Source organism: endosymbiont of Lamellibrachia barhami (assembly GCF_011947365.2).
Classification (GTDB): domain Bacteria; phylum Pseudomonadota; class Gammaproteobacteria; order Chromatiales; family Chromatiaceae; genus QGON01.
The window spans coordinates 3,785,945-3,798,161 of the sequence record NZ_JAAVSH020000001.1 but is presented as its reverse complement, the minus strand read 5'-3'; the positions used below and the strand labels follow the sequence as shown (position 1 = coordinate 3,798,161).

Here is a 12,217-nt window from a genome sequence, read left to right as displayed (position 1 = left end):
TGTTGTATGGTTCAGTTACATATTGCTCCTGTGAGGCGCCAGTGAAATGCCCAAACCCCGCTCTGCAAGCTGGATGTAATTTTTGCTCTCTCAGATGGGTGATCACCGGCACGCCAGGTGGCCGAAGTACACCAACTCGTGGTAGATGATGAGATTCTTTTCATGTACGGTTGGCGACGATGCCGATGCGGGTCTGATGCCCAGGAAGTCAGTTGCTACCAGTAACTCTTCGAAAGCGGCTGCGAACTACGGATAATCGATGGGCGAGCAGTACCGGACCAGGTGTGACCCGCTAACATCTTGTTGATCGCCTTGCCATGGGTGCCGGCCGGGGCGTCCATGATCAGCAGGTCGGTCCCCTTTTTTGTCTTGATGGGTTCGTCGGTGGCATCGATCGCCTGGATGTCGGGGATGCCTGCGTAGTCCTGACGCGCCTCTAGCCAGTCCAGTGAGGATTTCTGGGGATCGAAATCGGCGAGTGCCACCTTGAGACCTTCGTCTGCATACCAGGTTGCAATATTGGTGGCCAGTGTGGTTTTGCCGCATCCACCTTTGGCATTCATCAACATGACGGAGCGCATGGCGAGTTTCCTAATGGTCGTTGGACGGATTACCACTTCGAATTGTAGCTAGTGTCTGTCCAGAAACCCATATCTAACCACAAAGATCACGAAGAGCACGAAGGTAACAAATTGATTAACAACAAATTATCTTTGTGTGCTTCGTGCACTTCGTGGTTAAAACAGTGTTTTTGGATGAACGCTTGCTAATCCTGGGAAGGTCGACAGTCAGGGTGAGTCGATGCCGAGTTTGTCCCAGATGTCGTCGACCTGCTGCTTGACCGTATCGTCCATGACAATCGGCGTGCCCCACTCCCGGTTTGTCTCTCCCGGCCATTTATTGGTGGCGTCAAAACCGATCTTTGAACCCAATCCGGAAACCGGGGAGGCGAAATCGAGATAGTCGATAGGGGTGTTTTCGATCAGCGTGGTGTCGCGCGCGGGGTCCATGCGAGTGGTCATAGCCCAGATGACGTCGTTCCAATCACGGGTGTTGATATCATCGTCCACCACTATGACGAACTTGGTGTACATGAACTGGCGCAGAAAGGACCAGACCCCCATCATCACCCGCTTGGCGTGCCCCGGATACTGTTTTTTCATACTCACCACCGCCATGCGGTAGGAGCAACCCTCCGGCGGCAGGTAGAAGTCGACGATCTCCGGGAACTGTTTCTGCAGGATCGGTACGAAGACCTCGTTTAGCGCCACGCCGAGGATTGCCGGTTCATCCGGTGGCCGCCCGGTATAGGTGCTGTGATAGATGGGGTTCTCGCGGTGGGTAATGCGTTCGATGGTGAAGACCGGAAAACTTTCTACCTCGTTGTAGTAACCCGTGTGGTCGCCGAAAGGCCCTTCGGGCGCCATGTCGTCCGGATGGATATGGCCTTCCAGCACAAACTCAGCAGAGGCGGGTACCTGCAGGTCTGAGCCGATACACTTCACTACCTCTGTGCGGCTGCCCCGCAACAGGCCGGCGAAGGCGTATTCTGAAAGTGTGTCGGGCACCGGCGTTACCGCTGCCAGAATGGTGGCAGGGTCTGCGCCCAGCGCCACGGCGATAGGGAAAGGTTCTCCCGGATGACTCTCCTGCCACTCCCGAAAATCCAGGGCGCCGCCGCGGTGGGCTAGCCAACGCATGATAACCCGGTTGCGACCGATGACCTGCATGCGGTAGATGCCCAGGTTCTGTCGTGACTTGTTGGGACCCTGGGTCACCACCAGTCCCCAGGTGATCAGTGGGCCGGCGTCACCAGGCCAACAGGTCTGCACTGGCAGATCGGCCAGATCGACAGTTTCGTCTTCAAGGATCTGCGCCTGACAGGGGGCATTGCGGCGCTCCTTCGGCGCCATATCCAGCACCTTTCGAAAGATTGGCAGTTTCTGCCAGGCGTCCTTCACTCCTTTTGGCGGATCGGGCTCTTTCAGAAAAGCCAGCAGTCTGCCGACCTCCCGTAACGCCTCCACATTCTCCTCACCCATGCCCATGGCGACCCGTTGCGGGGTGCCGAAGAGGTTGCCCAGCAGCGGATAGCGGGAGCCTTTTACGTTTTCGAACAGCAGAGCGGGCCCACCGGCCCGCAGGGTGCGGTCGCAGATTTCGGTGATTTCGAGGTTGGGATCAACCGCCAACTGAATGCGTTTCAGTTCGCCCCGGGATTCAAGTTGCCGGATAAAGTCGCGCAGATCCTGGTATTGCATGGGTTATATAGGTATTTCCATTATCTGATCGCAAACCTTACCAGAGCGGGTGGGTTGAGCGGTATTTTGTGACCAAAATTTATTTTATGTGGCATAAGAAACTTGAATTATCCTGATTTAGGGCTAATATAAGCAAAATCTAATATAGTAATCGGGACAATCCCATGAAATTAAATAAGCAAGTTTGGCGGCCGTGGCATTTTGTCATACTCAGCCTGTTCCCGCTGTCAGCATCTGCTGAATTGACCACAGTGGAGGCAGATTTCCGTGAGACCCCAAGGGAGTTTCGTCTCGACGGTATGGTGGAAGCGATCAATCAGACTACGGTCTCCGCCCAGACCCAGGGTCAGGTGCAGGAGATTCTCTTTGATGTGGATGACTATGTCGAAAATGGACAGTTACTCATCACCCTGAAAGATACCGAACAGAAGGCGCGCCTGCATCAGGCCGAAGCCGACCTGAAGGAGGTCTTGGCGCGATTGCAGGAGGCGAAAGATGAATATGTGCGCACCAAGGAGCTGTCTGGCAAAAATCTGGTCTCTCAGTCACAGCTGGATAAGGCGAACGCAAGCCTGAAGTCGGCCCGTGCCCGTCAGGATGCTGCCAGTGCGGGTTTGGTGCAGGCCAGTGAGCAGTTGGAGTACACAAGGATCCGAGCGCCCTATAGCGGCATCGTGACCCATCGTCTTATCGAGGTGGGCGAGATCGCCCAGCCGGGTCAGAAGCTGATGAGTGGCACCTCGCTGGATCAGCTACGGGTGTTGGTGGACGTACCACAGAGTCTTATACCCATCATTCGCAAGACCGGTAAGGCACGGGTACAGCAGCCGGATAGTGTGTTCGTGGAAGCGACCAAGCTCACAATCTTCCCCTTTGCACATCACGGCAGTAATACTTTCAAGGTGCGGCTCGACCTGCCGGAGGGTATTCCTGACCTGTTTCCCGGGATGTTCGTGAAGACAGCCTTCGTCACAGGCACCAAGCGGGAACTGGTTGTGCCGGTTGAGGCGGTGGTCTATCGCTCTGAAGTCACCGCTGTCTATGTGGTCGAGGCGAGTGGGCGTGTCCGTTTCCGCCATATTCGTGCGGGTCATCGGTCGGAAGACGGCAAGATGGCGGTGATAGCCGGGCTTTCGGCGGGAGACCGGGTGGCGATCGATCCGATTGCGGCAGGCGTCCTGTTGAAGCAGCAGATGGCGGAGGCCGGTAATGAGTAAGCTGGCGATATCGGGACGCATCGCGGAGCGTTTCATGCTCACGGAGATTACTCCCCTGCTGGCCCTGGTGGGGCTGTTGCTGGGTATTTTTGCGGTGCTCGTTACGCCGCGTGAGGAGGAGCCGCAGATCAATGTCACCTTTGCCAACGTCTTTATCCCCTTTCCCGGCGCCACCGCGAAAGAGGTGGAGAGCTTGGTGGCAACGCCTGCGGAGCAGGTGTTGTCGGAGATAGACGGGGTAAAACATGTCTACTCAACCTCCCGTCCCGGTATGGCGGTACTGACGGTGAGATTTGTGGTCGGAGAAAACCGGGAAGATGCCATCGTGCGTCTCTTCAGTAAGGTCTACTCCAATCAGGACTGGCTGCCGCATAACCTGGGGGTGGGTCTGCCGATCATCAAACCGATGGGCATAGATGATGTGCCGATCGTCACCGCGACCCTGTGGACCGAAGATCCAGAGAAGGGGGCCTATGAGTTGGGACAGGTGGCGCACGCCATCGAATCTGAGCTGAAGCGGGTGCCTGGGACACGGGATATCTACACCATCGGCAACCCCGACAGGGTGGTGCATGTGGAGCTGGATCCCCAGGCATTGGCGGGCCACGACATCGATCTGGAGGATCTGCGTACTGCGCTGCAGGCGGGCAACCGGATTCGTGACAACATCACGATAACGGCACAAAATCATGAGGTGCTGGTGCAGGCGGGCACCTTCCTTACCTCTGCCGAGGAGATCGACTCCCTGGTGGTCGGTGTCCAGGAGGGCAGGGCGATCTACCTGCGGGATGTGGCCAGGGTGAGCCATGAACCGGACCAGCCGAACCAGTATGTCTGGATGGGCGGTGGCGAACAGGGGGAGCTCAAGGGCGTGCCGTCCGGCGGAAAATATCCGGCGGTCACCATCGCAGTGGCGAAAAAGGCCGGCACCAATGCGGTGGATATCTCGAAGGCGGTGATCGAGCGTTTTGAACAGCTCAAGGGCACCTTCATTCCCGATGGGGTTAACGTCACCATCACCCGCAACTATGGTGAGACGGCGGAGGCCAAGGCGAACAAGCTGATCACCAAGTTGGCGTTTGCAACCCTTTCGGTGATCGTACTGGTCTTTTTGGCTATCGGCTGGCGTGAGGCCTTCATCGTCGGCGCCGCTGTGGTGGTGACCCTGGCGATCACCCTGTTTGCCTCATGGGTCTGGGGATTTACTCTCAACCGGGTGTCGCTGTTCGCCCTTATCTTCTCCATCGGCATCCTTGTCGATGATGCCATCGTGGTGGTGGAGAACATCCACCGCCATCTGCAGATGGGCGCGAAAAATCTACGGGAGGCGATCCCGGTGGCAGTGGACGAGGTGGGTGGCCCCACCATTCTGGCGACCTTTACCGTAATTGCGGCCCTGTTGCCGATGGCCTTCGTCACCGGTCTGATGGGACCCTACATGAGTCCGATCCCGATCAATGCCAGCACCGGCATGCTGATCTCCCTGATAGTGGCCTTCATCTTCACCCCCTGGCTGACCAACATTGTGCTGGCCAATCATGCGGAGAAGATCGCGGTCCATGCCCACAATGAACAGGCGGAGACCGGACTCAGCCGTTTCTTCGGCAGGGTCATGCGTCCGTTTCTGCTGGGATCACGGGGTAATCGGATGCGTTGGGTGCTGCTGGGCGGCATCCTGATCCTCATGGCCATCTCGGTCTCATTGGTGGTCAACCAATCAGTGGTATTGAAGATGCTGCCCTTCGACAACAAGTCGGAATTCCAGGTGATGCTCGATATGCCGGAAGGGACCAGCCTGGAGCAGACCACCCGAGTGCTCGACGAGATGGGTGACTACCTGGCCAGCGTAGACGAGGTGACCGACTATCAGGTCTATTCAGGTACAGCGTCGCCGATCGGCTTCAATGGTCTGGTGCGCCAGTACTACCTGCGGGAGGGGGCTCACCTGGGCGATATCCAGGTCAACCTGGTGGAAAAACATCTGCGTGAACGCAAGAGTCACGAAATAGCGCTGTCGGTGCGAGCGCCGCTGCAGAAAATCGCCCGTGAGTACAACGGTAACGCCAAGATTGTCGAAGTGCCTCCCGGCCCGCCGGTGATGTCGCCGCTGGTGGCTGAGATTTATGGTCTCGACTATCAGGGGCAGACGGAGGTGGCCTGGGAGACGCGCAAGATCTTTGAAAATACCCCCGACATCATCGATGTGGATGACAGCGTCGAGTATCCATCAGTGAAGTTTGTCGTACAGGTCGATCGTGCCAAGGCGGCGCGTCTGGGGGTGGCTCAAAGCACGGTTGCTGAGGCGCTGGCCACAGTATTGGGTGGTGAAGACGTGAGTTTCCTTCACGGTGAGAACCTGAAGTATGCCGTGCCGATTCGTCTGGAATACTCGGATGCGGACAAGGCCGATCTGGAGCAGGTGCTCTCGCTGCGGGTGCGCGCACAGAGTGGCACGCTGGTGCCGCTCTCGGAGATCGTCCAGGTGGTGCCGAGTGTGCGGGAATACTCCATCCACCACAAGGATCTGATGCCGGTGGTCTATGTAACGGGTGACATGGCGGGTGATACCGATAGCCCGCTCTATGGTCTGTTCGGGATTTCCGACCAGCTCAATGGCGATGAGGGTGTGGAGCAGTGGTTTCTCTCCCAGCCGGAAAATCCCTACGAGTACAGCCTCAAATGGGATGGCGAGTGGCAGATCACCTACGAGACCTTCCGTGATATGGGCATCGCCTACTCGGTGGGTCTGTTGATGATCTATCTGCTGGTGGTGGCGCAGTTCCGCTCCTATCTGGTGCCCCTGGTGATCATGGCGCCAATCCCGCTGACCATCATCGGCATCCTGCCGGGACATGCGCTGATGGGCGCCCAGTTCACCGCCACCTCCCTGATCGGCATGATTGCCCTGGCGGGTATTATCGTACGCAACTCCATCCTGCTGGTGGACTTTATCAATCAGCAGGTACGGGAAGGTTTGAGTTTGGAGGCGGCGGTTGTCAGTGCCGCAGCAGTGCGTGCCAAACCTATCGCGTTGACGGCGCTGGCGGCCATGGCTGGTGGATTTTTCATCCTCGACGATCCGATATTCAGCGGTCTGGCGGTATCATTGATCTTCGGCCTGTTTGTATCGACGGTATTGACCCTGGTCGTGATCCCAGTGGTCTACTATGCCGCAATGCGGAATCGCATGGGGGCTCTCCAGGCGGAGAGTGAGTAGTATCCGCCTGGGGTCGGAGTCAAACCGTATAAACAGTGCGGCAAAAATGACAGGGTCAATGCGGTTTGACTCCGACCCCTACAACCCGAAATCGCCTGAAGGATATTCAGGCGGGGAGTACTTCATGACAAGAGAGAACTGGCAGGGTCGTTGCTGGAGTTGCGGGCAGACCCTGAAGGCGGCTGACTTCAGCCGTGAAGACCGTTGTCCGGATTGCAGCAAGGCGACGCATGCCTGTAAAAACTGCCGTTACTACAAACCCGGTTTGGCCAATGATTGCCGGGAACCTGTTGCCGAACGGGTGACCGACAAAGAGCGGCCCAATTTCTGTGACTATTTCGAACCTTGGGAAGCTGCCTATGGCGGCGTTACAGCGACCCCTGGAGATGACAGGCTGAGCGCCGCAGAGGATCTTTTTAAATAGGCGGGTTATCTTCGTAGGAGCCGCGCCTCGCAGCGAGGTGCTGCCCCTGTCTGGTGTCTATCTGGAAACCAATGGGCGTAGCCCGGATGGAGCTTGCGTAATCCGGGAACAGACTTTGAATCAGCCACTTATCTTCCTGGATTCCGCAGAGCTTCATCCAGGCTACAATTATTCACTTGTTTCCGGATAGACACTAATTAAGCCGGATTGATGATAATCATCGGATGTTGACCCTGTTTGCAGGATTATGTGGGTAGAACTTTGCAGGAGCCCGCCCATGTGTTACGTCCTCTATTTTTCCCTGATCGCCCTTTTGCTGATCTACAGCGATTCTGTGGTGGAACAGTTCGCTCTCTCCGAGAGTGCGGGCGAAGGAGAGTGGATTATGATGGCGACGGGATGGGAGTTGGTTCCGGCCATCTGGCCTCTGCTGCTCATGGCGATGGTGTTCGCCAGTGCACTGACCTTTTTTGTCGCACGGGCAGTATTCAGGCAGCGATGAAACAGTCTACTTGGGGATTCGCTGCCAAGTGATATTGAGCAGGGTGTCGATGGCGCTTTGAGTATCGGGCAGATGGATCTGGTAGGCGTTTTCCAAATTGTCAGGGGTGAGCACCTCTCCTGGTTTCCCAACGGCAAGTGTGCATCCCTGATGCAGAAGTTGCAGCCGCTGGCAGAAGTGGGCGGCAAGCCGTAAATCGTGCAGTACAACAATCACAGCGTTGCCTTGTGAGCAGTGCTCTGCAAGCATTGCCATAACATCGAGTTGATGGGCAGGATCGAGCGCGGCCACGGGTTCGTCGGCGAGCAGGATCTCCGGTTCTGAAGCAAGCGCCCGTGCCAGCAGTACCCTGGCACGTTCTCCGCCGGAGAGCGTGTTGTAGGGGCGGTGACGAAATGGCAACAGGTCAGCATCCGCGATGACGCTTTCGATCACTTGTTGATCCCGTGCGGAAAGTTTGCCCCAGGGTTCTAGGTGGGGAATGCGGCCCAATTCGATGATGCGTTTTACGGAGAGCGGCCAGTGGACCTCGGTTTGCTGGGGCAGATAGGCGATACGTCTGGCCCGTTCACTGCGTGGAATGTCTTCGAGGCGCTGTTCGCCAAGTTGAAGCACGCCGCTATCAGCCCGGGCCGACCCGGCAAGACAGCGCAGCAGGCTGCTCTTGCCCGCACCGTTGGGTCCGATCAAGCCGAGCATCTCGCCCTTATCCAACTCGATATCCACAGCCTCCAGGATGGGTTGATCATCGAAAGCGAGAGAGAGTGCGGTTCCGCGAAGCAGGCTCATTGGTTATACCGCCTGCTCTTGATGATGAGGTAGAGAAAAAAGGGCGCTCCCACCAGTGCGGTGACGACGCCCACCTTGATCTCTGTCTGCGCCGGTAGCAGGCGTACCAGGATGTCGGCCGCAAGCAGCAGGATGGCGCCCCCCAAGGCGCTGGCGGCAAGCAGTCTGCCGGGTTGATAGCCGACGAACGGGCGCAGCATGTGGGGCACAACCAGGCCGATAAAACCGATTGCGCCGGTCACCGAAACCGCCGATCCCACCGCCAGCGCCACCGCAAGAAAGATGCGCCAGCGCAGGCGGGGCAGGTCTATACCCATGGATTGGGCCGTCTCCTCTCCCAGTGTCAGGGCATCCAGCGCCCGCCCGACACGCAACAGCAGCATCCAGCCCAGCAGGGTGCCGGGCAGCATGATCCAGAAATTTTGCATGCTGCTGTTGGCCAGTGAGCCCATCATCCAGAGTACGATCTCCTGCACCGCATAGGGGCTGGGGGCGAGATTGAGCAGCAGGGAGATGAGCGCCAGGGTCAGCGAGTTGATCGCCACGCCGGCCAGAATCAGGGTGAGGGTGCCGGCGTTGCGTCCTGCCAGCAGATAGACCAGCAGGGTGGCGCCGAGTGATCCCAGGATGCCCCCGAGAGGCAGGCTGAACTGGGAGAGTGCAGCACTGCCGAAATAGAGCGCGATCACCGCTCCAAGCGCAGCGCCGCTGGCACTGCCGATGAGTCCGGGGCTTGCCAGGGGATTGCGCAGCATGGCCTGCATGGCGGCGCCGCAAAGTCCAAGGGTGGCCCCGGCGAAAAGCGCGATCAGCGCGCGGGGCAGGCGCACTTCGGTCAGAATCAGTGCCAGTACGCTGCTGGTGTCATCAAACGTCTCCTGCAATGCCTGGAAAACCGGAATTGTCTGACTGCCAAAGAGCAGTGAGAACAGAAACAGGCTGCTAGCGGCTGCGACCAACAGTCCGAGTAGTCGGGATTGTCTTATCTCCCCCAGCATTACTGTTTCTTCGGCAGTGCGGCATGCAGTTCAGCCACCGCATCGGCAATCATGGGTCCGCCACAGATCCAATATTTGAAAGGGATCTCAATGATGGGGCGGTTGTGGGTGATGTGGCGCAGTGCAGGATGATGCAGTTGTCTCTGGGCCAGTGAGCGGGTCTCCCCGGTGTAGGCCGAGGAAAAAATTTGGTCGGGCTGTCCGAGCAGCAGACTCTCCAGGTCGATGCTGCTGTAACCGCTGATGCCTATATTGGCGGCCAGGTTGGACCAGCCTGCCAGTGCCAGCGCCTCATTCTGCAGCGTATCGATCCCGCTGGTGTATCCCCGCGGCTGATAGAAGAGGGCTTTGGGTCTCTGATGGGCGGGTTGGTGTGGTATTCGTGACAGCATTGACTGCATCTGATGGATGAGGGCTTCCCCGCGGGCATTCTGCCCCAGAAGTTTTGCCAAAGACCGGATATTGCTTTCGATACCGCTGATACTGGTGGGCATGGGAAGCTGCGCTATCCGGTAGCCGAGCTTCTCAAGCAGTCCCAGCAGTCGCCTGTCGGTGAATTCAACGGTGAGGATCAGGTCGGGGTCGAGAGCCAGCAACTCCTCGGGGCGGGCATGATTGACCGGGTATCGTTGTGCCTCCTCAGCAACAAATGAACTCTCGGGTTGCAGCGAAAGGTAGCTGACCGAGGCGATCTGATCTGCATCGGCCAGCATCAACAGCAACTGGTCGGTGCAGAGATTGATGGAGACGACCCTGGAAGGTGGGGTATCCGCCCCATGCGCCCACCCTGCAACAGTCAGCAGTGAGAGGAGAAGCAGGGTCGGGCGTAGCAGAGACATGGCGATAGCGTCGGTCAAAAAAGCCGGGAGTGCAATGGGCCGGCGCCATTCGGAAGCCCGAAATTCACCACAAAAATGCAACTCCACTACTTTAGCCTGAACGCTCCTACTTCGGCGCATAGGCGATGGAGACAAACACCTCCCGTCCCAGCGAATTGTAGGTTTTGACCGTTTCGTACTCCTTGTCGAGCAGATTTTTGATCTGCCCGCGTACAATCCACTCATTGCTCAGGCGATGACTGGCGCGCAGGTTGACCAATGCATAACCCGCCAGATCCACCGTTTGGGCGGGAAAGGTGGAGAAGTCCTGGTCGGTGCGACTGTCCTGGGCGATGAGAGATATGCCGATCCCGCTCGCGCCAAACTGGCGGTCGGCATCCAGCCGCAGGGTCTTGCGGGCGCGGCGCAGCAGCACTTCATCGGTATCGCGGTCCCGGGGATCGAGCAGGGTCAGGCTGCCGGAGAGATCCCAGTCGGCAAGGCGGGTATCAAGGCTGGTCTCCAGGCCGCGGATGCGGGCCTGCGCCACATTCTCAGGTTGCAGCAGAAAAGTGACCGGGTCGAACACATTCTGGATCAGGTTTTCGATGTCGTTCTGGAAAAGGTTGAATGACCAGCCGCCCCAGCTGTAACTGCCTTTCAGGCCCAGTTCAATATTTTTCGACTCTTCAGGTTTCAGGTCAGGATTGCCCTGGAAGCCGAAAGAGAAGGGCCAGTAGAGTTGGCTGAAGTCCGGGGCCTTGAAGCCGGTGCCGAAAGCGGCAGTGGTGCGGATGCTGGCGGTGAGATCGTAGCCAACGGCGACATTGCCGGTAGTGTGGCCGCCGAAGGCTTCGTTATCGTCGCGGCGGGCTCCTGCGGTCAGGCTGAAAGCGCCAAAGATGCCCTGGTACTGGGCGAAGGCCGCTTTGTTGTCGCGCCGGGCCTCGGCAAACTGGACGCTGCTCTCCAGCTCGTCGCGCAGATAGTCGAGCCCGGCGGTAATGATTTGGTCATCAGCAAGATAGATGTCGTTCTGCCAGAAGGCTTGCAGTCGGCGGGTGTTGAACTCCCCGGCAGGCAGGTCGTTGGTGTAGTTGTCCGATTCGTTGCGGCTTTCCCCGGCGGAGAGGGTTAAGTCCCAGGCCTCCATCGGCATGAAAGTGAATTTTCCGTTCAGCGTCTGCTGTACGAAATCCTCGCGGTAGTCGGCGGTTGGGTCAAAGCCGTCATAGTTGGTTTCACCCTGGGCGTGCATGAACTGGAGGTTAATTTTCTGCCCGCTGGCAAAGGCATGGCTGAACGATCCGCCCAGTGAGTCGTTACGATAGCCGTCGCGGTCGGGATTGTTTAGTTTGATGGCGTTGATGCCGTCGGTTTTGAAGTGGCTGGCGTTCAGGTTGAAACGGGTACGCTCGCTGCCGCCTGAAAGGTTGGCGGAGAGATCGATTGTATTGTTGGTGCCGAATGCAGCGACAGCGCTGGGGTTTATGCCTGGCTCGCCTTGGCGGGTGAAGATCTGGATCACGCCGCCGATGGCATCGGCACCATAAAGGCTGGATCTGGGGCCGCGCACGATCTCGATGCGATCGATCTGCGCCAGGGGCAACTTTTGCAGAGTAGGGATACTGGTGACTATCTCCCCGACCCTAATCCCGTCGATGAGCACCAGGGTCTGACTGGAGCCTGTGCCGCGCAGGTAGATGCTGGTGGTTTGGCCGTACCCGCCGGCGATGGGCAGGTCGAGTCCTGCGCGGCCTGTGAGCAGGCCAATCAGATCTTTCGCCTGGCTGCGCTCGATCTGCTGGCGGGTGATGATCTCCACCGGCGCCAGGGTTTCGTCGATCGTGCGGGCGGTGCGGGTGGCGGTGACATTGATGTCATCAAGCTTTTGGGTGCTCTCCGCCTGTGCGGCTGAAGCGGCGAGTGTGCAACTGATGGTGACGGATAGAAGGGTTTCTCTCCCTAATAGGCTTGGCATGATAGATCTC

10 protein-coding genes are annotated in these 12,217 nt (G+C 57.9%); 4 read left to right on the top strand and 6 right to left on the bottom strand.

Going from position 1 to position 12,217, the window contains the following annotated elements:
* Positions 1-215: 215 nt before the first annotated feature.
* Positions 216-581: a nucleotide-binding protein gene (locus G9Q73_RS17405; protein ID WP_177420905.1), complete on the bottom strand. Its 366-nt coding sequence runs from the start codon at positions 579-581 to the stop codon at positions 216-218.
* A gap of 207 nt (positions 582-788) precedes the next feature.
* Positions 789-2,261, bottom strand: coding sequence for a 4-hydroxy-3-polyprenylbenzoate decarboxylase (ubiD, locus tag G9Q73_RS17400; RefSeq protein WP_177420904.1), 1,473 nt, complete (start codon positions 2,259-2,261; stop codon positions 789-791).
* Between the two features lie 164 nt (positions 2,262-2,425).
* On the opposite strand from ubiD, the gene G9Q73_RS17395 reads away from it, so the two are divergent.
* From G9Q73_RS17395 to G9Q73_RS17380, 4 genes are all read left to right on the top strand, one after another.
* Positions 2,426-3,478, top strand: a complete 1,053-nt coding sequence (locus G9Q73_RS17395) for an efflux RND transporter periplasmic adaptor subunit (protein ID WP_177420903.1) — start codon at positions 2,426-2,428, stop codon at positions 3,476-3,478.
* Positions 3,471-6,695, top strand: a complete 3,225-nt coding sequence (locus G9Q73_RS17390) for an efflux RND transporter permease subunit (protein WP_177420902.1) — start codon at positions 3,471-3,473, stop codon at positions 6,693-6,695. The genes G9Q73_RS17395 and G9Q73_RS17390 overlap by 8 nt, the downstream gene beginning before the upstream one ends.
* Positions 6,696-6,819: 124 nt before the next feature.
* On the top strand, positions 6,820-7,119 hold the full coding sequence (locus G9Q73_RS17385; RefSeq protein ID WP_177420901.1) for a hypothetical protein: 300 nt from the start codon (positions 6,820-6,822) through the stop codon (positions 7,117-7,119).
* A gap of 277 nt (positions 7,120-7,396) precedes the next feature.
* Positions 7,397-7,621 carry a hypothetical protein gene (locus G9Q73_RS17380; protein WP_177420900.1) on the top strand — a complete coding sequence of 75 codons (225 nt, stop codon included), beginning with the start codon at positions 7,397-7,399 and terminating at the stop codon, positions 7,619-7,621.
* Positions 7,622-7,627: 6 nt separating this feature from the next.
* Here the strand turns inward: G9Q73_RS17380 and G9Q73_RS17375 are convergent, their stop codons facing one another.
* The 4 genes from G9Q73_RS17375 to G9Q73_RS17360 are packed head-to-tail and all read right to left on the bottom strand — an operon-like array spanning position 7,628 to position 12,207.
* Positions 7,628-8,410 (bottom strand): ABC transporter ATP-binding protein, encoded by a 783-nt coding sequence (locus G9Q73_RS17375; protein WP_177420899.1) that lies wholly within the window; start codon positions 8,408-8,410, stop codon positions 7,628-7,630.
* A complete protein-coding gene (locus G9Q73_RS17370; protein ID WP_177420897.1) occupies positions 8,407-9,408 on the bottom strand; it encodes a FecCD family ABC transporter permease in 1,002 nt (333 codons plus the stop codon). The genes G9Q73_RS17375 and G9Q73_RS17370 overlap by 4 nt, the downstream gene beginning before the upstream one ends.
* Entirely contained in the window at positions 9,408-10,334 is a 927-nt protein-coding gene (locus G9Q73_RS17365) for an ABC transporter substrate-binding protein (RefSeq protein ID WP_369408918.1), read from the bottom strand. Before G9Q73_RS17365 ends, G9Q73_RS17370 begins: the two co-directional genes overlap by 1 nt.
* Positions 10,335-10,353: 19 nt before the next feature.
* On the bottom strand, positions 10,354-12,207 hold the full coding sequence (locus G9Q73_RS17360) for a TonB-dependent receptor domain-containing protein (RefSeq protein ID WP_177420896.1): 1,854 nt from the start codon (positions 12,205-12,207) through the stop codon (positions 10,354-10,356).
* Between the last annotated feature and the right edge of the window lie 10 nt (positions 12,208-12,217).